The 22,394-nt window shown below is 54.4% G+C and carries 25 protein-coding genes; 10 read left to right on the forward strand and 15 right to left on the reverse strand.

Annotated features, from left to right (window positions below; genetic code table 11):
- Positions 1-17 precede the first annotated feature (17 nt).
- Positions 18-509, reverse strand: coding sequence for a YajQ family cyclic di-GMP-binding protein (locus tag GA0061071_RS07245; protein WP_061497201.1), 492 nt, complete (start codon positions 507-509; stop codon positions 18-20).
- A gap of 139 nt (positions 510-648) precedes the next feature.
- On the opposite strand from GA0061071_RS07245, the gene panE reads away from it, so the two are divergent.
- Both panE and yajL read left to right on the forward strand, forming a co-directional pair.
- Positions 649-1,560: a 2-dehydropantoate 2-reductase gene (panE, locus tag GA0061071_RS07250; protein ID WP_088236772.1), complete on the forward strand. Its 912-nt coding sequence runs from the start codon at positions 649-651 to the stop codon at positions 1,558-1,560.
- Complete coding sequence (gene yajL / locus GA0061071_RS07255; RefSeq protein ID WP_088236773.1) at positions 1,523-2,113, forward strand: protein deglycase YajL; 591 nt, start codon at positions 1,523-1,525, stop codon at positions 2,111-2,113. Before panE ends, yajL begins: the two co-directional genes overlap by 38 nt.
- A gap of 47 nt (positions 2,114-2,160) precedes the next feature.
- Here the strand turns inward: yajL and thiI are convergent, their stop codons facing one another.
- The gene (thiI, locus tag GA0061071_RS07260) at positions 2,161-3,609 is read right to left on the reverse strand and encodes a tRNA uracil 4-sulfurtransferase ThiI (RefSeq protein ID WP_061497207.1); all 1,449 of its coding nucleotides are present in this window, start codon (positions 3,607-3,609) and stop codon (positions 2,161-2,163) included.
- A gap of 212 nt (positions 3,610-3,821) precedes the next feature.
- On the opposite strand from thiI, the gene xseB reads away from it, so the two are divergent.
- The 4 genes from xseB to GA0061071_RS07280 all read left to right on the forward strand — a co-directional run bounded on the left by xseB (position 3,822) and on the right by GA0061071_RS07280 (position 7,888).
- The gene (gene xseB / locus GA0061071_RS07265) at positions 3,822-4,064 is read left to right on the forward strand and encodes an exodeoxyribonuclease VII small subunit (RefSeq protein WP_061497209.1); all 243 of its coding nucleotides are present in this window, start codon (positions 3,822-3,824) and stop codon (positions 4,062-4,064) included.
- Positions 4,065-4,964: a (2E,6E)-farnesyl diphosphate synthase gene (ispA, locus tag GA0061071_RS07270; protein ID WP_061497211.1), complete on the forward strand. Its 900-nt coding sequence runs from the start codon at positions 4,065-4,067 to the stop codon at positions 4,962-4,964.
- 25 nt (positions 4,965-4,989) lie between these two features.
- Complete coding sequence (dxs, locus tag GA0061071_RS07275) at positions 4,990-6,852, forward strand: 1-deoxy-D-xylulose-5-phosphate synthase (protein WP_061497213.1); 1,863 nt, start codon at positions 4,990-4,992, stop codon at positions 6,850-6,852.
- A 61-nt stretch (positions 6,853-6,913) separates the two neighbouring features.
- Positions 6,914-7,888: an aldo/keto reductase gene (locus tag GA0061071_RS07280; RefSeq protein WP_088236774.1), complete on the forward strand. Its 975-nt coding sequence runs from the start codon at positions 6,914-6,916 to the stop codon at positions 7,886-7,888.
- An 81-nt stretch (positions 7,889-7,969) separates the two neighbouring features.
- Here the strand turns inward: GA0061071_RS07280 and pgpA are convergent, their stop codons facing one another.
- From pgpA to nrdR, 6 genes are all read right to left on the reverse strand, one after another.
- Positions 7,970-8,485, reverse strand: a complete 516-nt coding sequence (gene pgpA / locus GA0061071_RS07285; protein WP_061497217.1) for a phosphatidylglycerophosphatase A — start codon at positions 8,483-8,485, stop codon at positions 7,970-7,972.
- Positions 8,463-9,440, reverse strand: coding sequence for a thiamine-phosphate kinase (gene thiL / locus GA0061071_RS07290; RefSeq protein WP_061497219.1), 978 nt, complete (start codon positions 9,438-9,440; stop codon positions 8,463-8,465). Before thiL ends, pgpA begins: the two co-directional genes overlap by 23 nt.
- Before the next feature lie 75 nt (positions 9,441-9,515).
- On the reverse strand, positions 9,516-9,935 hold the full coding sequence (gene nusB, locus GA0061071_RS07295) for a transcription antitermination factor NusB (protein ID WP_061497221.1): 420 nt from the start codon (positions 9,933-9,935) through the stop codon (positions 9,516-9,518).
- Positions 9,936-9,955: 20 nt separating this feature from the next.
- Positions 9,956-10,426, reverse strand: a complete 471-nt coding sequence (gene ribH, locus GA0061071_RS07300) for a 6,7-dimethyl-8-ribityllumazine synthase (RefSeq protein ID WP_061497223.1) — start codon at positions 10,424-10,426, stop codon at positions 9,956-9,958.
- 89 nt (positions 10,427-10,515) lie between these two features.
- A complete protein-coding gene (gene ribD, locus GA0061071_RS07305) occupies positions 10,516-11,619 on the reverse strand; it encodes a bifunctional diaminohydroxyphosphoribosylaminopyrimidine deaminase/5-amino-6-(5-phosphoribosylamino)uracil reductase RibD (protein WP_061497225.1) in 1,104 nt (367 codons plus the stop codon).
- Between the two features lie 2 nt (positions 11,620-11,621).
- A complete protein-coding gene (nrdR, locus tag GA0061071_RS07310) occupies positions 11,622-12,071 on the reverse strand; it encodes a transcriptional regulator NrdR (RefSeq protein ID WP_054804396.1) in 450 nt (149 codons plus the stop codon).
- A gap of 153 nt (positions 12,072-12,224) precedes the next feature.
- Between nrdR and GA0061071_RS07315 the strand changes: the two genes are divergently transcribed.
- Together GA0061071_RS07315 and GA0061071_RS07320 are read left to right on the forward strand one after the other, a co-directional pair.
- Positions 12,225-12,767, forward strand: a complete 543-nt coding sequence (locus tag GA0061071_RS07315) for a SadB/YajI family lipoprotein (protein WP_061497227.1) — start codon at positions 12,225-12,227, stop codon at positions 12,765-12,767.
- A gap of 296 nt (positions 12,768-13,063) precedes the next feature.
- The gene (locus GA0061071_RS07320) at positions 13,064-13,945 is read left to right on the forward strand and encodes a nucleoside-specific channel-forming protein Tsx (protein ID WP_061497229.1); all 882 of its coding nucleotides are present in this window, start codon (positions 13,064-13,066) and stop codon (positions 13,943-13,945) included.
- Between the two features lie 81 nt (positions 13,946-14,026).
- Here the strand turns inward: GA0061071_RS07320 and GA0061071_RS07325 are convergent, their stop codons facing one another.
- From GA0061071_RS07325 to queA, 7 genes are all read right to left on the reverse strand, one after another.
- Positions 14,027-14,719, reverse strand: a complete 693-nt coding sequence (locus GA0061071_RS07325; RefSeq protein WP_061497231.1) for a helix-turn-helix transcriptional regulator — start codon at positions 14,717-14,719, stop codon at positions 14,027-14,029.
- Positions 14,720-14,771: 52 nt separating this feature from the next.
- Positions 14,772-15,137 (reverse strand): VOC family protein, encoded by a 366-nt coding sequence (locus GA0061071_RS07330; protein ID WP_061497233.1) that lies wholly within the window; start codon positions 15,135-15,137, stop codon positions 14,772-14,774.
- A gap of 130 nt (positions 15,138-15,267) precedes the next feature.
- Positions 15,268-16,239, reverse strand: a complete 972-nt coding sequence (secF, locus tag GA0061071_RS07335; RefSeq protein WP_061497235.1) for a protein translocase subunit SecF — start codon at positions 16,237-16,239, stop codon at positions 15,268-15,270.
- 10 nt (positions 16,240-16,249) lie between these two features.
- Entirely contained in the window at positions 16,250-18,097 is a 1,848-nt protein-coding gene (gene secD, locus GA0061071_RS07340; protein ID WP_071890588.1) for a protein translocase subunit SecD, read from the reverse strand.
- 27 nt (positions 18,098-18,124) lie between these two features.
- Positions 18,125-18,457, reverse strand: a complete 333-nt coding sequence (gene yajC, locus GA0061071_RS07345) for a preprotein translocase subunit YajC (protein WP_061497239.1) — start codon at positions 18,455-18,457, stop codon at positions 18,125-18,127.
- A 21-nt stretch (positions 18,458-18,478) separates the two neighbouring features.
- Positions 18,479-19,606, reverse strand: a complete 1,128-nt coding sequence (gene tgt, locus GA0061071_RS07350) for a tRNA guanosine(34) transglycosylase Tgt (RefSeq protein WP_061497241.1) — start codon at positions 19,604-19,606, stop codon at positions 18,479-18,481.
- 268 nt (positions 19,607-19,874) lie between these two features.
- The gene (queA, locus tag GA0061071_RS07360; protein ID WP_061497243.1) at positions 19,875-20,939 is read right to left on the reverse strand and encodes a tRNA preQ1(34) S-adenosylmethionine ribosyltransferase-isomerase QueA; all 1,065 of its coding nucleotides are present in this window, start codon (positions 20,937-20,939) and stop codon (positions 19,875-19,877) included.
- Positions 20,940-21,031: 92 nt separating this feature from the next.
- Here queA and acpH point away from each other — a divergent pair, with 92 nt between their 5' ends.
- Together acpH and GA0061071_RS07370 are read left to right on the forward strand one after the other, a co-directional pair.
- A complete protein-coding gene (gene acpH, locus GA0061071_RS07365; RefSeq protein ID WP_061497245.1) occupies positions 21,032-21,613 on the forward strand; it encodes an ACP phosphodiesterase in 582 nt (193 codons plus the stop codon).
- A gap of 167 nt (positions 21,614-21,780) precedes the next feature.
- A complete protein-coding gene (locus tag GA0061071_RS07370) occupies positions 21,781-22,383 on the forward strand; it encodes a peroxiredoxin C (RefSeq protein WP_061497248.1) in 603 nt (200 codons plus the stop codon).
- Positions 22,384-22,394: the final 11 nt, after the last annotated feature.

Below are 22,394 nucleotides of genomic sequence, written 5' to 3' on the forward strand. Positions count from 1 at the left end.
AGAGGGTAATTGTGCGATTAATCGCGGAAGTTTTTGAACTGGAACGGCTGCCCCAGATTGCCGCCGCGCACCAGTGCCATGACGGATTGGAGATCATCACGGGATTTTCCGGTAACACGGATCTCTTCACCCTGGATCTGCGCCTGCACTTTCAGTTTGCTGTCTTTAATCAGCTTGATGATTTTCTTCGCTGTCGGCGCATCAATGCCCTGCTTCAGTTTCGCTTCCACAAACCAGGTCTTGCCGCTGTGAACAAACTCTTCTGGCACCTCCAGCGACGCGCCTTCAATGCCGCGTTTGAGCAGTTTACCGCGCAGGATATCCAGCAACTGGTTAACCTGAAAATCTGATTCGCTCAGTACCTTAATCGTCTGTTTTTCTTCGTTCAGTTCGAAAGTGGCTTCAATGTTGCGAAAATCAAAGCGTGTTGCCAGTTCACGGGTCGCATTCTCTACGCCGTTTTGCACTTCACGCATTTCAACTTCGGAAACAATATCGAAAGATGGCATCTTTTCTTCTCCCTCTGTATTTGTTGCGATGCATAATACCCGCAACGATGCATAACTCAACTTGTAATACTGGAAGCTTAGCTGACAGCGCTATAATGGTTGAAGCAACACCTGGCGCAGTTGCAGGTGAGGAGGATAAATGAGAATTACCGTACTCGGATGCGGTGCTTTAGGGCAATTGTGGTTAACAGCCTTGTGTAAGCACGGACATGAAGTACAAGGATGGTTACGTGTTCCACAACCGTTTTGCAGTGTGAATGTCGTGGATGATGACGGCTCCATTTTTAACGAATCCCTGACGGCCAACGATCCTGAATTTCTGGCCCGCAGTGACTTACTGCTGGTCACGCTAAAAGCGTGGCAGGTGTCCGATGCGGTGAAGGGCCTTGCCTCCATGCTCGCCCCAACAACGCCCGTTTTACTGATCCATAACGGCATGGGCACCGTAGAAGAACTCAAAGCGTTGCCAAATCCTCTGCTGATCGGCACTACGACCCATGCCGCCCGTCGTGACGGTAATGTGATTGTTCATGTCGCCAGTGGAACAACCCACATTGGGCCAGCGCGGCAGCAGGACGGTGACTTCAGTTACCTGGCAGATATTCTGCAGGACGTGCTGCCAGACGTCGCCTGGCATAACACCATTCGCCCGGCGCTGTGGCGCAAGCTGGCGGTGAACTGCGTGATCAACCCGTTGACCGCGCTACGTGACTGTAAAAATGGCGACCTGCGGAATTTTCCGGATGAGATCCAGAAAGTCACCCGCGAAGTGGCCGCAGTGATTGAGCGCGAAGGGCACCATATCTCGCCGGACGATTTGCTGTCTTATGTTCATCAGATCATTGAAAATACGGCGGAAAATATCTCGTCAATGTTGCAGGATGTGCGCGCGATGCGCCACACAGAGTGTGATTATATCACCGGCTATTTACTCAAACGGGCGCGTGCGCATGGCATCGCGGTGCCGGAAAATGCCCGTTTGTATGAAATGATTAAACGTAAGGAGAGTGAGTATGAGCGCATCGGCTCTGATATGTCTCGCCCCTGGTAGTGAAGAGACCGAAGCGGTTACCACTATCGATCTGCTGGTACGTGGCGGTATTGCCGTCACCACCGCCAGCGTCGCCAGCAATGGCAACCTGACCATTACCTGTTCCCGCGGCGTTAAACTGCTGGCAGATGCGCCGCTGGTTGCCGTGGCGGATGGCGATTACGACATTATCGTGCTGCCTGGCGGGCTGAAAGGCGCGGAGTGTTTCCGTGACAGTCCGTTACTGGTAGAAACGGTGCGCCAGTTTCATCTTTCCGGGCGTATTGTCGCGGCGATTTGCGCGGCGGCAGGCACCGTACTGGTGCCGCACGAAATTTTCCCGCTCGGCAATATGACCGGTTTTCCGGGCCTTAAAGAAACCATTCCGGCCGATCAGTGGCAGGATAAACGTGTGGTGTGGGATCCGCGGGTCAATTTACTCACCAGCCAGGGGCCAGGTACTGCCATTGATTTTGGGTTGAAGATTATCGATCTGCTGGTTGGACGCGAGAAAGCCCATGAAGTGGCCTCACAATTGGTGATGGCGGCCGGGATTTATAATTACTACGAATAAGTTTTATGCCGGATGGCGGTGTTTGCCCCCCCATCCGGCGTCTTCACTTACGGGCGATAAACCTTCACGTTCTGGAAGCCCTGCTCGCGCAGATAGAGCGCCTGAAGACGGCTCATCACACCACGTTCACACCATAGCAGCCAGGTTTTGCTCTGATCGAGATCGCCAAATTTGGTGCTCAGCTTGTAGAACGGCAGCGAAACCACGTCGACCCCCTCCAGCTGTAATGGCTTATCGTCCTGCTCATCAATAGAACGGATATCCAGCACGACATCGTTCGGGCTAAAACCGCTAACCGTTTCAACCTCAACCACCTCTTCCTGGGTCTGCTGGGCGATTTCACGGATATCGATGTTGCTGGCATCCGCGACTACCTGATCGAGAATCGCGAAATCGAAATGCGCTTCTTCCGCTTCGATCTTCGCTTTTACCGCTTTTACCGTCGGGCTTTTGGAGATCACGCCGCAATATTCCGGCATGGTACGGGCGAAATCTTCGGTACCAATCTCACGTGCCAGGTCGATGATGTGCTCTTTGTCGTAAGAGATCAGCGGACGCAGCACCAACGTATCAGACACGTTATCAATCAGGCGCAGGTTGGTCAGCGTCTGGCTGGAGACCTGGCCCAGCGCTTCACCGGTAACCAGCGCCTGCACGCCGTAGCGCTCGGCCACTTTTGACGCCGCGCGCACCATCATACGTTTCAGCACCACGCCCATCTGGCCGTCATCCACTTTTTCGAGGATTTCGCCGACCACCGGCTCAAAGTTAATCGCCACAAAACGCACGCGGTGCGAGCTACCAAAACGGTTCCACAGATAATGCGCTACCTGGCGAACGCCGATTTCATGAGCGGCACCGCCAAGGTTAAAGAAGCAATAGTGCACACGGCAGCCACGGCGCATCAGCATATAACTGGAAACGCCGGAATCGAACCCGCCGGAAATCAGCGACAGCACATCTTCCTGGGTGCCAATCGGGAAACCTCCGATACCTTCGTAACGACCTTTAACCAGCAGCAGACGATCGTCTTCAATTTCGAGGTTAACCGTCACATCCGGGTGAGTCAGTTTGACACGCGCCGACTCAACATGCTGATTCAGACCGCCGCCGACATACCGTTCCACTTCAATGGAGCTGAATTCGTGCTTACCGCGGCGTTTTACGCGTACGCAGAAGGTTTTACCTTCAATCTGTTCACGGTACTGCACCAGCGCTTTTTCAAAGATATCGTGCAGAGAAGTGAAAGGGACGTCTTCCACTTCCAGAATATGGTGAATACCCGGGATGCGGGTCAGTGCATCGCGGATAACCAGACGCTGGTTTTCATCTTTGGCGCGGACTTCAATGTTGTCCCAGTGGCGGACAACAGCAAGCGTCTCGTCATACTGTTTCAGAACGTTACGAATGTTCCCGGTAAGAATTTTAATAAAGCGCAAACGCACAGATTGGCTTTTGATGGTGATTTCCGGGAACAATTTAATGATAAACTTCATGGCGGCAATGGTTCGTTGGCAAGCCCGTAGGGCCTGTGAAGGGAAAAATACAGCAGCCCATACCCACGGCTGCATCCAGGCGCGCAAGTATACCACCATCGCGAAGATCTTGTGCAACGCATTACCATTGCGCGTTATTTGCTTAGTTCCGCGACTTCGCTACCATAACGTCATTGGATTGAGTCGGAAAACAGAAGAGTCAGACATTCACTATGCCAAAGAAAAATGACGCACCGGCCAGTTTTGAAACTGCGCTGAGCGAACTGGAACAGATTGTCACTCGTCTTGAAAGCGGCGATCTCCCGCTGGAAGAGGCGCTCAATGAATTTGAACGTGGCGTGCAACTGGCGCGCCAGGGACAGGTAAAACTGCAACAAGCGGAACAACGCGTGCAGATCCTGTTGTCCGACAACGAAGAAGCACCGCTTACGCCTTTCGCACCGGATACCGAGTAAATGGATTTTAACCAACAGCTGCAAACCTGTGTAGATCAGGCCAACGACGCGCTGCGCCGTTTTATCGATCCGTTGCCCTTTCAGAACACTCCTCTGGTTGAGGCCATGCAATATGGCGCACTATTAGGTGGTAAACGGCTGCGTCCATTTCTGGTTTATGCCACCGGCGGCATGTTCGGCGTGAGCCGACAAACGTTGGACGCCCCCGCCGCTGCGGTGGAGTGCATCCATGCTTATTCACTGATCCATGACGATCTGCCCGCCATGGATGACGACGATTTACGCCGTGGTTTGCCAACGTGCCATATCAAGTTTGGCGAAGCCAATGCCATCCTCGCGGGAGATGCATTGCAAACGCTGGCGTTCTCGATCCTTGCCGATGCGCCCATGCCGGAAGTCGCCCCCCGTGATCGACTGAGTCTGGTTTCAGAGCTGGCTACCGCCAGCGGTGTGGCCGGGATGTGCGGCGGTCAGGCTCTGGATCTAGCCGCAGAAGGCGAGCAGGTTTCGCTGGAAGCACTGGAACAGATCCATCGCCATAAGACCGGCGCACTGATCCGCGCAGCGGTAAGAATGGGAGCGTTAAGCGCTGGCGACAAAGGCCGGGAAGCATTGCCGTTGCTCGATCGCTATGCGGAAAACATCGGTCTGGCTTTCCAGGTTCAGGATGACATTCTGGATGTTGTCGGCGATACTGCGACGCTTGGTAAGCGCCAGGGCGCCGATCAGCAACTTGGTAAAAGCACCTATCCCGCACTGCTGGGCCTTGAGCAAGCCCGGACAAAAGCCCGCGACCTGATTGACGATGCCCGCCAGGCGCTAAGCCAGCTGTCGGCGCAATCACTGGATACAACGGCACTGGAAGCACTGGCGAATTACATAATCCAGCGTGATAAATAAACCAACATGCTATAACGAGTTGCTGATGAGTTTTGATATAGCCAAATACCCGACGCTGGCGCTGGTTGATACCACACAAGAGTTGCGTCTGCTGCCGAAAGAGAGCCTGCCGAAGCTGTGCGACGAGCTGCGTCGCTACCTGCTGGATAGCGTGAGCCGTTCCAGCGGGCACTTCGCTTCCGGGCTTGGCACGGTTGAGCTGACCGTTGCGCTGCACTACGTCTACAACACCCCCTTTGATCAGTTGATCTGGGATGTTGGCCATCAGGCCTATCCGCACAAGATCCTGACCGGACGCCGGGATAAAATCGGCACTATCCGGCAGAAAAATGGCCTGCACCCCTTCCCGTGGCGTGGCGAAAGTGAATATGACGTACTGAGCGTGGGCCACTCATCCACCTCCATCAGCGCCGGGATCGGTGTTGCCGTCGCGGCCGCGAAAGAGGGCAAGCAGCGGCGCACCGTCTGTGTGATTGGCGACGGCGCTATCACCGCCGGAATGGCGTTCGAAGCCATGAACCACGCCGGGGATATTCGCCCCGATATGCTAGTGGTGCTCAACGACAACGAAATGTCGATTTCCGAAAACGTTGGTGCCCTGAATAACCATCTGGCGCAACTGCTTTCCGGCAAACTTTACTCCACGCTGCGCGAGGGGGGTAAAAAAGTGCTCTCCGGCGTACCACCGATCAAAGAGCTGATCAAGCGGACCGAGGAACATATCAAAGGTATGGTCGTACCGGGTACGCTATTTGAAGAACTGGGCTTTAACTATATCGGCCCGGTTGATGGGCACGACGTGCTGGGGCTGGTGCAAACGTTGCGCAATATGCGCGACCTGAAAGGCCCACAATTCCTGCATATCATGACCAAGAAAGGCCGCGGGTATGAGCCGGCTGAAAAAGATCCTATCACCTTCCACGCGGTGCCAAAATTCGATCCCACCAGCGGAACATTACCAAAAAGCAGCGGCGGAATGCCCTCCTATTCGAAGATCTTTGGCGACTGGTTATGTGAGACCGCCGCCAAAGATAACAAGCTGATGGCGATCACCCCGGCCATGCGTGAAGGTTCCGGTATGGTGGAATTTTCACGCAAATACCCGGATCAATACTTCGATGTCGCCATCGCCGAGCAACATGCAGTGACGTTTGCTGCGGGCCTGGCCATTGGCGGTTATAAACCCGTCGTGGCGATCTATTCGACGTTCCTGCAACGCGCCTATGACCAGGTGATCCACGATGTGGCGATCCAGAAACTGCCGGTGCTGTTCGCTATCGATCGCGCTGGGATTGTCGGCGCTGACGGCCAAACGCACCAGGGTGCCTTTGATATCTCCTATCTGCGTTGCATTCCCGATATGGTGATCATGACGCCGAGCGACGAAAACGAGTGTCGCCAGATGCTGTTCACCGGTTATCACTATGCAGAGGGGCCAAGCGCGGTGCGCTACCCGCGGGGCAACGCTGTTGGCGTGCCGCTGCAACCACTGGAAAAACTCCCTCTCGGTAAAGGGCTGGTGAAACGTCGTGGTGAGAAACTGGCGATCCTCAACTTCGGTACCCTGCTGCCGGAAGCAGAAAAAGCAGCGGACGCGCTTAACGCGACGCTTATCGATATGCGCTTTGTTAAGCCGCTGGATGAAGCGCTGATTCTGCAAACCGCCGCCACCCATGACGCTCTGGTCACGCTGGAAGAGAATGCCATTATTGGCGGCGCGGGCAGCGGTGTGAATGACGTACTGATGGCTCACCGCAAACCGGTGCCGGTACTGAATCTTGGTCTGCCGGACTTCTTTATCCCTCAGGGCACTCAGGATGAAGCGCGTGCAGATCTGGGATTGAATGCCGCAGGCATTGAAGCCCGCATCCGTAACTGGCTGGCCTGACCCTCCCCCTTTCCACTCCTGCTATGCTTAAACGTACGTTTTGACGAGCAGGAGTGGAACCATGCAATACAACACATTAGGAAAAACAGATCTTCGGGTTTCCCGCCTTTGCCTTGGCTGCATGACATTTGGCGAACCTGACCGGGGGAAACACGCCTGGACACTGCCGGAAGAGAGCAGCCGCCCGATTATCCGGCGCGCGCTGGAAGGCGGCATCAACTTTTTCGACACCGCGAACAGCTACTCTGACGGCAGCAGTGAAGAGATCGTTGGTCGTGCACTGCACGATTTTGCCCGCCGCGATGAGGTGATTGTTGCCACCAAAGTCTATCACCAGGTGGGGGATCTGGCAGAAGGCCTCTCCCGGGCGCAGATCCTGCGATCCATTGATGACAGCCTTAAACGTCTGGGCATGGAGTATGTTGATCTCCTGCAGATCCATCGCTGGGATTACACCACGCCGATTGAAGAAACCCTCGAAGCGCTTAACGATGTGGTGAAAGCCGGTAAAGCACGCTATATCGGGGCCTCTTCCATGCATGCCCGGCAATTTGCCCAGGCGTTGTCGCTCCAGGCAGAACATGGCTGGGCGCGTTTTGTCACCATGCAGGATCACTACAATCTGATCTACCGTGAAGAAGAGCGCGACATGCTGCCGCTGTGCTACAAAGAAGGGATTGCCGTGATCCCCTGGAGTCCGCTGGCGCGTGGTCGTTTAACCCGTCCGTGGGGAGAAACCACTGCCCGTCTGGTCTCCGATGAATTTGGTAAAACGCTGTACAGCGAAACCGATGAAAACGATGCGCAGATTGCAGAACGCCTGGCGGGTGTGGCTGAAGAGACAGGGGCCTCACGCGCGCAAGTCGCGCTGGCATGGTTGTTAAGCAAACCGGGTATTGCCGCACCGATTATTGGCGCATCCCGGGAAGAGCAACTCGACGAACTGCTGGGTGCGGTGGATTTAACGCTGAAGCCGGAACACATCGCCGAACTCGAAACGCCGTATCAGCCACATCCGGTGGTGGGGTTTAAATAATAAACGGCCCGGCTGCGTTTCGCTTACCGGGCCGGTATATTTCGCTGCCAGAAAAGGCGTTAGCCCTCCGGCACAATCCAATTAAATCAGTCCGATCGGCCAGTGGTGGCCAATCAGGTACAGCAGCCCGGCGGCGATGATCCCGGCAACAATATCGTCCACCATGATCCCCATCCCGCCGTGAACGTTGCGATCAAACCAGCGGATCGGCCACGGCTTCCACATATCCAAAATACGGAACAGCACAAACCCCACAGCCACCCACTGCCAGTCATTGGTGGGTAATGCCATCAGCGTTATCCACATCCCAATGAATTCATCCCAGACAATGCTGCCGTGATCGTGTACGCCCATATCTTTTGCCGTCTGGTGACAAAGATAAACGCCAATGGAAATGCCCAGCATCACCAGCAGTGAATAGATCTGCCAGGGTAAAAACGTCATCCCCCACCAGAAAGGAATCGATGCCAGCGAGCCCATTGTTCCTGGTACTATCGGGCTCAAACCGCTGCCAAAGCCGGTAGCCAGCAAATGCCAGGGATTGCGTAAATTGAGGCGGCTTTTGGCGACGTCTTTAGTGCGCGGCAAAGTGGTCATATCCTTTCATGTCGAGCGTAACGGGCTTGCCATCACGCGTAAAATGCAGCCCGTCCACATCGGCGCTCATCTGCCCTATGCACGTCACGGGCACACCCAGGTGACCGATAGCCACATCCAGCGCGCCGCGGTTCAGCTCCGGCACGGTAAAGCACAGTTCATAATCTTCACCACCGGAAAGCGCCCAGCGCACCCCCTGCTCTTTCTCTACATGGCGGCGGAAAGCGTCTGAATATGGCAGCAGATCCAGGTCGACACGCGCCCCGCAACCGCTGGCGTGCAGAATATGGCCCAGATCGGAAATCAGACCATCAGAAATGTCGATTGCCGAGCTGGCAAGATTGCGTAGCGCCTGGCCATGCAGAAGGCGCGGTGTCGGTCTCAGGTGGCGCTGGCGCAGATAAGCTGCGTCTTCGCGGTCTTTCACCGCTAAACGCTGCTGCAAAATCGCCAGCCCGGCGGCGCTGTCACCCGGCGTACCGGTAACATAAATCCAGTCGCCAGGTTTTGCGCCGTCGCGTTTCATGGCGCGCCCAACCGGCACATAACCATGAATACCAATCGTCATCGACAACGGTCCGCGGGTGGTATCACCCCCAATGAGTTGCATATCGTAGTAGCTGAGTTGTTCAAACAGGCTATCACTGAAGGCCTGTAGCCAGCCCTCATCCGCGTCCGGTAAGGTCAACGCCAGCGTCATCCACGCCGGATCGGCACCGACCGCAGCCAGATCGCTAAGATTAACCGCCAGCGCTTTATACGCCAGATCGGCCGGATCGATATCCGGCAGAAAGTGGTTGCCCGCCACCAGCGTATCCACGCTTATTGCCAGTGTCTGTTTTTCGGGAACATTGAGCAGAGCACAGTCATCGCCGATGCCGGTTTCTACATCGCGACGGGAATGACGTACACGGTCAAAATAACGGGCAATCAGGGAAAATTCGCCGCATGCCATACGTTATGCCTCGGTAGAAAAAAGAAAAAGCCGGGACAAGCGAGCAAAGTGCAACGCTTATCACCGGCTTACGGATCACTTTTTGTGGGGACGGATCGCAGGAGCGGCTTTATCCAGCACGCCGTTAACAAACTTGTGGCTGTCTTCAGCGCCAAAGGTTTTTGCCAGTTCGATAGCTTCGTTGATGGCCACTTTATACGGCACATCATCACGTTTAGACAGTTCGAACAGTGCGATACGCAATACCGCTTTCTCGACCTGGCCCAGCTCTTCCAGCATGCGGGACAGGTACGGCTTCATTAAGCCATCGAGATATGCGCTATTGGTCGCCACCCCGCTCAGCAGTTCACGGAAGTACAGGACGTCAACATCTTTAACGTCTTGCTCCGCCAGGAACTGGTATTCAACATCAGCGATGTCGTTCTGGGACAACTGCCAGGAGTAAAGCGCCTGGACGGCACACTCACGGGCGCGGCGACGAGCAGCAGGTTTCACGGAATTCCCCTTACAAAAAATCAGGCCTTAATGGCTTTCAATACATTAATCATTTCAAGCGCGGTCAGCGCAGCTTCTGCGCCTTTATTACCGGCTTTAGTGCCAGCGCGTTCGATGGCTTGTTCAATACTTTCAGTGGTCAGCACGCCAAACGCGACAGGAATTTCGCTATCCTGTGCAACATGCGCCAGGCCACTGCTTGCGCCACCAGCAACATATTCGAAGTGCGCAGTGCCGCCGCGGATCACTGTGCCAAGCGCGATCACCGCATCGTATTTGCCGGTTTTCGCCAGCGCACCTGCCGCCAGCGGCAGTTCGTAGGCGCCTGGCACCCACACGACGGTGATATTGGCGTCTTTCACCTGACCGATGCGTTTCAGCGCATCAACCGCGCCTTCCAGCAGGCTGTCGTTGATGAAGTTGTTGAAACGCGCGATGGTGATAGCGACGTGAGCGTCAGGAGCAGCGACGTTGGCTTCAATAATGTTCATACATATCCTTCACAGGTTCAGTTCGGACCCCGCAGGGGGGCGGATTTTATCATAATATTTTACGCGCTGCTTCCCTTTTACAGCAGGCATCACGCGTGGGTAAGATGCAGGCAGACATCCGGGCCAACCTGACGTATCTCATTGAATTTAAAGTGTGGCGCATCGACCAGCGCCGACAGTCCCGGCAATACGCATAACCCGCGCGCGTCGCTGCCAAGTAGTGTAGGCGCGAGGTAAATAATCAGTTCATCCACCAGCCCGGCCTGCAACAACGCGCCAGCAAGATTCGCACCGGCTTCCACCCACACGCTGTTAATTTGCTGTTTTCCCAGCAACATCATCAGCATAACCAGATCCACGTGGCCGTTATGCTCCGGTACGATGATCTCCCGCACGCTTTGCGGCCAGGTGCGATCATCTGCTTTCGTCCGGGCAAACCAGGTTTCTCCTGCCTGCTGGCTAATGCGGTGCTGCGGTGTGACCCTGTTCTGGCTGTCGACAACAATACGCACTGGCTGACGCAGATTTTCCTGTGCATACAACGCTTGCGTGTCGGCGTTTAACTCCGCCCAGCGTACGGTCAGCGCGGGATCGTCTGCCAGCACGGTTGCACTGCTGGTCAGAATGGCATGGCTTTGCGCACGCAATAACTGTACATCGCGACGTGCCTGCGCCGAGGTGATCCACTGACTTTCGCCATTCGCCATCGCGGTGCGGCCGTCCAGCGACGCCCCCAGCTTGAGCTGCACATAAGGGAACCCGGTACGCATGCGTTTGAGGAAGCCCTTATTCAGCGCTTCTGCTTCGCTCATCATCAGCCCGTGGCTGACCTCGATGCCTTCCTGTTGCAGGCGGTACAAGCCGCGACCGGCAACCTGCGGGTTGGGATCCTGCATCGCCGCGACAACGCGAGCAACGCCTGCGGCAATCAGCGCTTCGCAGCACGGCGGCGTACGGCCATGGTGACTGCACGGCTCCAGCGTGACATACGCCGTTGCGCCGCGGGCGCGATCGCCTGCCATACGCAGCGCATGCACTTCGGCATGGGGTTCACCTGCGCGATAATGAAAACCTTCACCAACGATCTCGCCATCGTTCACAATCACGCAGCCGACGCGCGGATTCGGATGGGTGGTAAAACGACCGCGCTGCGCCAGTTTCAGCGCGCGGGCCATATACATTTCGTCCTGCATGCTTAGTCCTGTAGGCGAGCGATCTCTTCGCCAAACTCGCGAATATCTTCAAAGCTGCGGTAGACGGAAGCAAAGCGAACATAAGCCACTTTATCGAGCTTTTTAAGCTGCTCCATCACCAGATTACCGATCATTTTACTCGGCACTTCGCGTTCGCCTGTTGCGCGAAGTTGCGATTTAATGTGGTTCAGCGCCATTTCCACGTCATCCGCGCTTACCGGACGTTTTTCCAGCGCTTTTAACATACCGCTGCGCAGTTTGTCTTCATTGAACGGCTCACGCACATCATTGCTCTTTACCACCCGCGGCATCACGAGTTCCGCCACTTCGAAGGTGGTGAAACGCTCGTTGCAGACCAGACACTGCCGGCGGCGGCGAACAGAAGAACCTTCACCCACCAGACGAGAATCAATTACTTTGGTATCCACGGCGAAACAGAATGGGCAATGCATACAGTGTCCTGACGTTAGAGTTAACTGAAATCTATTTTACCCCGAACTGGCATGACTACAAAGGCAGACCGTTTTTGAGACAATGGATCGATGGCAACCACAGCGTTGCTGTCTACCATTACAGCGATCCTCATTTTCAAGGAAACAGACACAATGACAAGACGTTACCTAAGAACACTCTTACTGGGAAGCCTTTTTGCCCTCAGTGCCTGCGCCCAGCAAAGCGAAGTCCGACAGTTGCATCAGAGCGTCAGCACACTGAACAACGAAATGAGCAAACTGAATAAAGAAACGGTCAAAATCACCCAGCAAAATACCCTGAATGCCAAATCCGGCAGCGGCGTGTATTTGTTACCGGGTGCGAACACCCCGGCTCGCCTGAACAGCCAGATTGGTATGTTGCGCATGTCATTGCAAAACATTGCGCCAAACGCTGGCGGCACCCGCATCGTGCTGCGTATTCAGGGCGAGTCCAACGATCCACTTCCCGCCTTCAGTGGTACCGTTGAGTGGGGACAGATTCAGGGGACAACCGAAAACTATCAGGAAGTGAATGTGCAGAATCAGCTGATTAATGCGCCTGCCAGCACGCTTGCGCCAAGCGATGTGGACATTCCGCTGCAACTCAACGGCATTACGCCGGATCAGTTAGGCTTTGTGCGCATTCACGACATTCAGCCCGCCAATTTGCAGTAAGTCGTCAGGGGTGACGTTGTCGCCCCTACTTGCTTTTTGTCACGCTTTATCTTCTTTTCTTTCCTCCCGTCATCACATTCACGAATTTGCAATATTGATAAATGCCAGTACAATCGCCCTCGTTTATTACACGCAAACGTGAACGCAATCGATTACGTATGTGTCAGTAATGTGAAACAACACATATTTTTGTGAGCGCGGATACTTATAATAGGCGTCCAGAAATATGAAACATTTAGAAACTCAATGCGTGCTTTCTTTCACTCCCGTCTGGGATCTCAATCAGTGGCGAAATGATGAAAAAAATAATCCTCGCAGCCAGTGCTGCTCTGACGCTTTCCGCTTCTTTCACTGCTAACGCAGCGGATAACAGCAAACCTGAATATCTTTCCGACTGGTGGCACCAGAGCGTAAACGTGGTGGGGAGTTATCACACCCGTTTCGGACCTGTCCCGCGTAACGATACCTACCTGGAATATGAAGCGTTCGCCAAGAAAGATTGGTTTGATTTCTACGGCTATATGGATGCGCCGGTATTCTTCGGGGGTAACACCGGTGCGAAGGGGATCTGGAACCACGGCTCTCCGCTGTTTATGGAAATCGAACCGCGTTTCTCCATTGATAAACTGACCGGCACTGACCTGAGCTTTGGCCCGTTCAAAGAGTGGTACATCGCCAATAACTACATCTACGACATGGGCCGCAACGCATCGGGTCGCCAGAGCACCTGGTACATGGGTCTGGGTACCGACATCGACACCGGTCTGCCGATGAGCCTGTCTCTGAACGTGTATGCGAAATACCAGTGGCAGAACTACGGTGCCACGAACGAGAACGAGTGGGATGGCTACCGTTTCAAAGTGAAATACTTTGTCCCGATCACCACGCTGTGGGGCGGCCAGTTGAGCTACATCGGCTTTACCAACTTTGACTGGGGTTCAGACCTGGGCGACAGCCGTTACTATGTTAACGGTGAGCAGCAGCGTACCAACAACTCCATCGCATCCAGTCATATCCTCTCCCTGGGCTACGACCACTGGCATTACTCTGTAGTTGCGCGTTACTGGCACAATGGCGGTCAGTTCAAAGATGATGCCACACTGAATTGGGGCGCAGGCGACTTTAGCGCGCGTTCTACCGGTTGGGGTGGTTACCTGGTGGTGGGTTACAACTTCTGATCCCGTGATGACGCTTGCCGGGTGGCGTTCAGCCACGGCCAGCGCATCCAGCCCGAAAAGCCGATCGCAAGGTCGGCTTTTTTATTTCGCGTAGGCTTCTTTCTGCAAGCGGATAAACTCTTGCATTGAGCGATCAGGCCGCTCGGCAAATGCTTTCCCGGTAAAGGTCACGCCCTGGCAACGATCCAGGCGAAAACAACGGTAAGCATCACGCAGTTCACACCACGCCACCAGTACCCACGTCGCCCCCATAAAGGATAATCCCAGCGGATGGATCACCCGTTCGGAAACGTCACCCTTCTCGTCCTGGTAGTGCAGATAGAGTTCCTGATGCAGGCGCATTGCCTGGTGAATCACATCAAACCAGACGCGAACCTGCGGAAATCTGTCAAAATTCGGTGAAATAATGCGGTTACGTTCAGCCGCGATGCGTTTATCGTACGGCAACACCGCCAGCAGTTTCTCCTGCGCGGAACCGGCAGCCTGCGCCAGCACATCACCGCTCCAGGTTTGCAGCATCCCAATCGCGGCGATCAGTGCCTCCACTTCCATGCTGGTAAACATCAATGGCGGGAGATCGAAACCGGGCATCAGGCGATACCCACTTCCGGCTTCGCCCTGAACCGGCACGCCCGACAGTGATAAATCGCGGATATCGCGATAGATGGTGCGTTCAGAAACCTCCAGTCGCTCGGCCAGCAAGGCGGCCGTAACGCGTCGGCGGGTTCTCAGGACTTGTACTATCTGAAACAGACGATCGGCACGGCGGCTCATGGTCGTTTTCCGGGAAAATCAGCCTGCGCGGGATGCGCAGGCTCAAAGTATATTATGCAGGCTGGTGCAAACCTACCCGATTACCTTCACTGTCGATAATCAGCGCAATGGTACCAATATTGTCCGGTAATACCTGTGGGCCAAAGCAGCATTCCCCTTGTTTCTCACGCACGCGTTCAAGTGCGGCGTTAATATCTTCCGTCGCGAGGTAAACCACTGCGCCACCATTCGCTGGCTGGAACATCGGGCCTTTTACCAGCGCGCCCCCCGTGGCAGGTTTGATATGCGGGAATACCGCCATCTCAATGCCTGTTACCGTCTCACGACGAAATTCGCCGCCCAATACATGTTGATAAAACGCCACAGCGCGATCGAGTTGCTGTACCGGCAGTTCAAACCAGTTAATTAATGTGTTCATGTTCCTCTCCTTTCTGTTTAGTCAGCAAGGAGAGTTTGCCGTCCCCCTCCTGACAGCATACTGTCAGGAGCGATCGCTTGGCGAAAAAAAACCGCAGACTGAGCTGCGGTTTTTATCAATAAACAAATGCTTACGGCAGAATGGACGGCTGATCCGCCCCTTCTTTCTCAACTTTCTGCTGCAGCAAATGCTCGCGCTTCATACCCATTTTCAACGCCAGTGCGGAGGCGACGTAAATGGAAGAAGCTGTACCGATGGAGACACCGATCAACATAGTCAGCGAGAAGCCTTTAAGCATTGCGCCCCCGAAGAGATACAGCATCAGGATCACCACCAACGTCGTACCGGACGTGATCAAAGTACGATGCAGGGTCTGCGTCAGCGAGATGTTAAAGATCTCATACGGTGTACCGCGACGGATCTTACGGAAGTTCTCACGGATACGGTCAGATACCACGATACTGTCGTTAAGAGAGTAACCGATCACCGACATCAGCGATGCCACAATGGTCAGGTCAATCTCAATATGGAACAGCGACAGCACGCCCATGGTGATGATCACGTCGTGCGCCAGCGCGATAACCACACCCGCCGCCAGACGCCATTCAAAGCGGAAACCGACATACACCAGAATACTGATCAACGCGACCAGCAGCGCCATGCCGCCCGTTTGCGCCAGATCCGCCCCCACGCTCGGGCCGACAAATTCAATGCGCTTCACTGCGGCATTCTGGCTGGTAGCTTCATTAATGACGCTTACAACCTTGCTGCCCAGTACCTGTCCGCCGCTTTCACCCTGTGCAGGCGGCATACGCACCATAATGTCGCGGCTGCTGCCGAAGTTCTGCAGCAGCGGCTCTTTGAAGCCCGCTTTCTCCAGCGCATCGCGCATCAGATCCATATCCGCTGGTTTCTCCAGCGAAATTTCGATAACCGTACCACCGGTAAAATCCAGGCCCCAGTTAAAGCCGCGAACGCCCATCACCACGATGGACAGGATCAGCAGCCCGCCGGAAATCATAAAAGCCCAGTAGTCCCAGCGCATAAAGTCCCAGACTTTACGGCCGTGGTTCAATTGTTCAACAGTATAATCCTGTGCCACAACGCACTCCTCAGATAGACAGCTTGTTAATGCGTTTGCCGCCGTACAACAGGTTGACGATGGCACGTGTGCCGACAATGGCGGTGAACATTGAGGTCGCTACACCGATACCGGTAGTGATCGCAAACCCTTTAATTGAACCCGTACCTACCGCGTAAAGAATAAGCACTTTGATCAACGTGGTGATGTTCGCATCGAAAATAGACGAAAATGCGCCCTGATAACCTTCGTGGATAGCCTGCTGGATCGAACGACCGTTGCTCAGCTCTTCCTTAATACGTTCGTTTATCAGTACGTTGGCGTCCACCGCCACCGCAAGCGTCAGCACGATCCCCGCAATCCCCGGCATGGTCAGCGTTGCGCCAGGCAACAAGGACATAATACCGACAATCAACACCAGGTTAGCCACCAGCGCAGAGGTCGCGATAAGACCAAACTTCTTATAGAAGAAGATCATAAAGATGATGGAGACCACCAGACCCGCCAGGCAGGCTTCCAGACCCTGAGTAATGTTCTGTGAACCCAGCGTTGGACCAATGGTGCGCTCTTCAACAATCTGAATCGGCGCAATCAGCGCACCAGCACGCAACAACAGCGACAGCTGACGTGCTTCGTTCGGATTGTTAATCCCCGTAATACGGAAGCTGTTGCCGAGACGAGACTGGATATTGGCGATGTTAATCACCTCTTCCTGTTTCACCAGCACCGCACGGCCATTAGCATCTTTTTTACCGCTGTCTTTGTACTCCACAAACAGGGTCGCCATCGGCTTGCCGATGTTGTCCTTGGTGAAGTTAGACATGATATTGCCGCCTGCGCTATCCAGCGAAATGTTGACCTGCGGCTGGTTGTACTCATCCTGGCTTGAGGTCGAATCGGTGATATGGTCACCCGTCAGGATCACGCGTTTGTACAGGACAACCGGCTGACCTTCACGCGTCTGTTTGACTTCAGAATCACCCGGTACACGGCCAGCGGCGGCTGCGGAAGCATCCACACTGCTGTTAACCAGACGGAATTCCAGCGTTGCGGTCGCACCAAGAATCTCTTTAGCACGCGCTGTATCCTGAATACCTGGCAGCTCAACCACAATACGGTCAGCCCCCTGGCGCTGCACCAGCGGTTCGGCAACGCCGAGCTGGTTAACACGGTTACGCAGGATATTGATGTTCTGCTGAACCGCATATTCGCGCGCTTCACTCAGACGCGCATCGCTCATCACCGCGCGCAGGCTGGTGTCGCCCTGGTTAGAGATCACCAGATCGCGGTGACGGTTTGTCAGATAAGCGTTCGCCTGATCGCGCGCTGCACTGTCGCGGAATTGAATGCTCAGGCCATAGTTATCTTCCTTACGCACGGTGGTGTAAGGAATGCCTTTATCACGCAGATCGCTGCGCAGGCTGTCGATATTCTGTTCCTGCAGTTTGCCAAGCGCTGTTTGCATGTCGACTTCCATCAGGAAGTGCACGCCGCCACGCAAGTCAAGGCCGAGTTTCATCGGTTCGGCTTTAATGTAGGTCAGCCAGCGCGGCGTTGCCGGCGCAAGGTTAAGCGCCACAACATATTGGTCGCCTAACGCACTGACCAGTACTTCGCGGGCGCGGAGTTGCGTATCGGTAGAATCGAAGCGAGCAAGAATAGCGCCCTCTTCCAGTGCCACAGACTTCGCGTTAATTTTTTCTTTTTGTAGATCGTTCTGGACCTGGATCAGCGTTTGCTCACTGGCGGCGACGCCGCGCGCGCCAGTGATCTGAACAGCCGGATCCTCACCATACAGGTTGGGAAGTGCGTAAAGCAGGCCGACGATAATCACGACGACCAGCATGATGTACTTCCACAAAGGATAACGGTTTAACACGGCAGTTCCCTTTGGGAAAACGATAGATTACAGCGCCTTCATGGTGCCTTTCGGCAGAACGGCAGCTACGAAGTCACGTTTGATGACCACTTCAGTGGTGTCGTTCAGCGCAATAGCAATGTAGCCGGTTTCCGCTACTTTGGTTACGCGCCCCACCAGACCACCGTTGGTCAGTACTTCATCACCCTTCGCGATGGAGTCCATCAGCTTTTTATGCTCTTTGGTGCGTTTTTGCTGCGGGCGGAGGATCATGAAGTAAAAAATCAGACCGAACACAACCAGCATCAGGATCAGAGACATCGGGCTGCTCTGTCCCGGCGCGCCTGCTGCGGCTACCGCATCAGAAATAAAAAAGCTCATTCAAATTCCCTCATTATTAAATTAATCAACGTTCAAAGGTGGAACCGGTCGACCCTGACGTTGGTAAAAATCCGCTACGAAGCTCTCTAATTTACCCTCTTCAATAGCCTTGCGTAAACCAGCCATTAAGCGCTGATAGAACCGCAAGTTATGAATGGTATTGAGACGCGCGCCCAATATTTCGTTGCAACGATCAAGATGATGCAAGTAGGCGAGCGAATAATTGCGACATGTATAGCAATCACACTCGGGATCGAGCGGGCCGGTATCGCTTTTATATTTCGCGTTACGGATTTTCACCACGCCATTGGTCACAAACAGATGGCCATTACGGGCGTTACGCGTCGGCATAACGCAGTCAAACATATCAATACCGCGACGCACGCCTTCAACCAGATCTTCCGGTTTCCCCACCCCCATCAGGTATCGTGGTTTGTCAGCCGGGATCTGCGGGCAGACGTGCTCCAGAATGCGGTGCATATCTTCTTTCGGCTCGCCAACAGCCAAACCGCCGACAGCGTAGCCATCAAAGCCAATCTCTACCAGACCTTTGACTGAGATATCGCGTAAATCTTCGTAAACACTGCCCTGAATAATGCCAAACAGCGCATTTTTATTTCCCAGGCCATCAAAACGCTCACGGCTGCGCTTCGCCCAACGCAGAGACATCTCCATGGAGCGCTTTGCATAGTCCCAATCTGCCGGGTAAGGCGTGCATTCGTCGAAAATCATTACAATATCGGAACCGAGATCGTATTGAATCTCCATCGATTTTTCCGGATCGAGGAAAATCGGATCGCCATTGATCGGGTTACGGAAATGAACGCCCGCTTCGGTGATCTTACGGATATCGCCAAGGCTAAAAACCTGGAAGCCGCCGGAATCGGTGAGAATCGGCCCTTTCCACTGCATAAAATCATGCAGATCGCCGTGCAGCTTCATAATTTCCTGGCCCGGACGCAGCCACAAATGGAAGGTGTTGCCCAGAATAATCTGCGCACCGGTCGCTTCCACTTCTTCCGGCGTCATCCCTTTTACGGTGCCGTACGTGCCCACGGGCATAAATGCCGGCGTTTCCACAACGCCACGCTCAAACACCAGGCGGCCGCGGCGCGCGCGCCCGTCGGTAGTATCGAGTTCAAATTTCATTTCTTCTCCAACATCAGAGAAACAGTCTGATGATAACTAACCTGTTGCGGAATCACTCCACAACGTCGAATTGACCAATCCGCACGCAAGGCGTTATTGGCACTACCAATCTGGACGCGGACAGCGCGCAGCAACCGGAGCGTACACGCAGTACGTGAGGATTACTCCCTTCGCTCGCCCCCAAGAGCCGCCGCAAGCGGCGTTCAAAATGTCATAACATTTTGTGCGAACACTGCCCAGGTGCAAAATGGCAAGTAAAATAGCCTTGTTAAGGACGCTCTAAAAGAGCTTGCGGATTGTACGTGATAAACATCGCATCACCGTAACTAAAAAAGCGATATTTCTCCGCAACTGCGGCGCGGTACGCATTCATGGTGTGTTGATAACCGGCGAAAGCGGAAACCAGCATAATCAGCGTCGATTCAGGCAAATGGAAGTTGGTGACCAGCGCATCAATCACCTGGTACTGATACCCCGGATAGATAAAGATCTGCGTATCGCCGAAGAACGGGGCAATCAACGCATCCTTCGCCGCCTGCGCGGCACTTTCCAGCGAGCGCACGGAGGTGGTGCCGACCGCCACCACACGGTTACCCCGGGATTTTGCCGCCAGCACCGCGTCCACAACCTCTTGCGGCACTTCAGCGTACTCAGAATGCATGATGTGATCTTCAATGCTGTCAACACGCACGGGCTGGAACGTCCCGGCCCCGACATGCAGAGTGACAAAGGCCATTTCAATGCCTTTCTCACGCAGACGCGCCAGCAAAGGTTCATCAAAATGCAGACCCGCTGTCGGTGCAGCTACCGCACCGGGTTTCTGGCTGTAAACGGTCTGGTAGAGTTCGCGATCGGCGTCCTCATCGGGTCTGTCGATATACGGTGGCAGTGGCATATGGCCGATGGCGTTGAGAATATCCAGCACCGGTCGTTCGTCATGGAATGCCACCTCGAATAACGCGTCGTGGCGCGCCACCATGGTTGCCGGAATATCTTCCCCATCGCCCAGCAACAGTTCTGTTCCGGGTTTCGGTGCTTTAGACGCGCGGATATGTGCCAGAATACGTTTATCATCGAGCATGCGCTCGACCAGCACTTCAATCTTGCCACCGCTGGCTTTGCGGCCAAACAGACGCGCCGGAATAACGCGGGTGTTATTGAACACCAGCAGATCGCCAGGGTTGAGCTTATCGAGTAAATCGGTGAAAGTACCATGCGTCAGCGCGCCTGTTGGGCCATCCAGCGACAATAAGCGGCAACTGCTGCGCTCGGGCTGCGGGTAATGGGCAATCAGGGATTCAGGTAGTTCAAAGGAAAAATCGGCAACGCGCATGACACTAACTCGATACATATTTAAGAGGCGGGTAGTCTAGTGCGCACGCCCTTTCGCTGCAACCGTTAGCCGCTTTTGGATAAACAATAGAGATGAATTTTTTAGCACACCTGCACCTTGCCCATCTGGCTGACAGCTCCCTTCCCGGCAACCTGCTGGCGGATTTTGTGCGCGGCAATCCGGAGAATCTCTATCCGCAAGCGATCGTCGACGGTATTCATCTGCACCGCCGTATCGATGTGATGACCGACAATCTACCGGAGGTGAAAATTGCCCGTGAAGCCTTCCGCCCGCAAACGCGCCGGGTCGCGCCTATCACACTCGATGTGATGTGGGATCACTTCCTGTCACGCCATTGGGCACAGGTATCGCCTGATTTGCCGCTGGATGCGTTTATCCGTTACGCCCACGCGCAAGTGGCCACCATCCTGCCCGACTCCCCGCCGCGTTTCGTCAATCTGAACAATTACCTGTGGTCAGAACGCTGGATGGAACGCTACCGTGACATGCACTTTATTCAGAACGTACTCAACGGCATGGCCAACCGCCGTCCACGCCTTGAAGCACTGCGCGATTCCTGGCAGGATCTGGACGCCAATTACGCGCTGCTGGAGCGTTTATTTTGGGATTTCTACCCCAGGATGATCGCCCAAGCGAACGCCCGGTCGTTATAACGCTTGCGCTTTTGCCCATAGCCATTATCTTTATAACGATAAAAAGGAACCGTTCAATAGCCAATACCTATCTCAGCGATTGGCAGTGGCGCTTTGAGCAGGCCGTCACCTCTCCCTATAATCCCCCGCGTTGCGTTCTATTAACCTTGTAAATCAAAGGAGTACTTATGGTACTGGTGACTCGTCAGGCCCCGGACTTTACTGCTGCCGCCGTACTGGGCAACGGTGAAATCGTTGAAAACTTCAATTTCAAACAGCACACCCACGGTAAAGCCACCGTTCTGTTCTTCTGGCCGATGGACTTCACGTTCGTTTGCCCGTCAGAACTGATCGCCTTCGACAAACGCTATGCCGAATTCCAAAGCCGTGGCGTAGAAGTGGTTGGTGTCTCTTTCGATTCCGAGTTTGTTCACAACGCATGGCGTAACACGCCGGTGGAAAAAGGCGGTATCGGCGCGGTGAAATACGCAATGGTTGCTGACATCAAACGTGAAATCCAGAAAGCCTACGGTATTGAACATCCGGACGCCGGCGTTGCCCTGCGCGGCTCCTTCCTGATCGACAAAGACGGCATCGTGCGTCACCAGGTGGTAAACGACCTGCCGCTGGGACGTAACATTGATGAAATGCTGCGTATGGTTGATGCGCTGCAATTCCATGAAGAGCACGGCGAAGTGTGCCCGGCTCAGTGGGAAAAAGGCAAAGAGGGAATGAACGCCTCTCCGGACGGCGTCGCGAAATACCTGAGCGAAAACGTCTCCAGCCTGTAACCGGCAACGTT

The sequence above is a fragment of the Kosakonia oryzendophytica genome, assembly GCF_900094925.1.
Taxonomy (GTDB): Bacteria; Pseudomonadota; Gammaproteobacteria; order Enterobacterales; family Enterobacteriaceae; genus Kosakonia; species Kosakonia oryzendophytica.

What these genes read in the sequence shown, in the direction of transcription:
- GA0061071_RS07320 (WP_061497229.1), top strand. Translation starts at nt 13,064, where the DNA reads ATGAAAAAAATAATCCTCGCAGCCAGTGCTGCTCTGACGCTTTCCGCT.
- panE (WP_088236772.1), top strand. Translation starts at nt 649, where the DNA reads ATGAGAATTACCGTACTCGGATGCGGTGCTTTAGGGCAATTGTGGTTA.
- GA0061071_RS07280 (WP_088236774.1), top strand. Translation starts at nt 6,914, where the DNA reads ATGCAATACAACACATTAGGAAAAACAGATCTTCGGGTTTCCCGCCTT.
- GA0061071_RS07370 (WP_061497248.1), top strand. Translation starts at nt 21,781, where the DNA reads ATGGTACTGGTGACTCGTCAGGCCCCGGACTTTACTGCTGCCGCCGTA.
- yajC (WP_061497239.1), bottom strand. Translation starts at nt 18,457, where the DNA reads ATGAGCTTTTTTATTTCTGATGCGGTAGCCGCAGCAGGCGCGCCGGGA.
- pgpA (WP_061497217.1), bottom strand. Translation starts at nt 8,485, where the DNA reads ATGACCACTTTGCCGCGCACTAAAGACGTCGCCAAAAGCCGCCTCAAT.
- dxs (WP_061497213.1), top strand. Translation starts at nt 4,990, where the DNA reads ATGAGTTTTGATATAGCCAAATACCCGACGCTGGCGCTGGTTGATACC.
- tgt (WP_061497241.1), bottom strand. Translation starts at nt 19,606, where the DNA reads ATGAAATTTGAACTCGATACTACCGACGGGCGCGCGCGCCGCGGCCGC.
- ribD (WP_061497225.1), bottom strand. Translation starts at nt 11,619, where the DNA reads ATGCAGGACGAAATGTATATGGCCCGCGCGCTGAAACTGGCGCAGCGC.
- thiL (WP_061497219.1), bottom strand. Translation starts at nt 9,440, where the DNA reads ATGGCATGCGGCGAATTTTCCCTGATTGCCCGTTATTTTGACCGTGTA.
- GA0061071_RS07315 (WP_061497227.1), top strand. Translation starts at nt 12,225, where the DNA reads ATGACAAGACGTTACCTAAGAACACTCTTACTGGGAAGCCTTTTTGCC.
- xseB (WP_061497209.1), top strand. Translation starts at nt 3,822, where the DNA reads ATGCCAAAGAAAAATGACGCACCGGCCAGTTTTGAAACTGCGCTGAGC.
- GA0061071_RS07330 (WP_061497233.1), bottom strand. Translation starts at nt 15,137, where the DNA reads ATGAACACATTAATTAACTGGTTTGAACTGCCGGTACAGCAACTCGAT.
- GA0061071_RS07325 (WP_061497231.1), bottom strand. Translation starts at nt 14,719, where the DNA reads ATGAGCCGCCGTGCCGATCGTCTGTTTCAGATAGTACAAGTCCTGAGA.
- ribH (WP_061497223.1), bottom strand. Translation starts at nt 10,426, where the DNA reads ATGAACATTATTGAAGCCAACGTCGCTGCTCCTGACGCTCACGTCGCT.
- yajL (WP_088236773.1), top strand. Translation starts at nt 1,523, where the DNA reads ATGAGCGCATCGGCTCTGATATGTCTCGCCCCTGGTAGTGAAGAGACC.
- nrdR (WP_054804396.1), bottom strand. Translation starts at nt 12,071, where the DNA reads ATGCATTGCCCATTCTGTTTCGCCGTGGATACCAAAGTAATTGATTCT.
- queA (WP_061497243.1), bottom strand. Translation starts at nt 20,939, where the DNA reads ATGCGCGTTGCCGATTTTTCCTTTGAACTACCTGAATCCCTGATTGCC.
- GA0061071_RS07245 (WP_061497201.1), bottom strand. Translation starts at nt 509, where the DNA reads ATGCCATCTTTCGATATTGTTTCCGAAGTTGAAATGCGTGAAGTGCAA.
- ispA (WP_061497211.1), top strand. Translation starts at nt 4,065, where the DNA reads ATGGATTTTAACCAACAGCTGCAAACCTGTGTAGATCAGGCCAACGAC.
- thiI (WP_061497207.1), bottom strand. Translation starts at nt 3,609, where the DNA reads ATGAAGTTTATCATTAAATTGTTCCCGGAAATCACCATCAAAAGCCAA.
- acpH (WP_061497245.1), top strand. Translation starts at nt 21,032, where the DNA reads ATGAATTTTTTAGCACACCTGCACCTTGCCCATCTGGCTGACAGCTCC.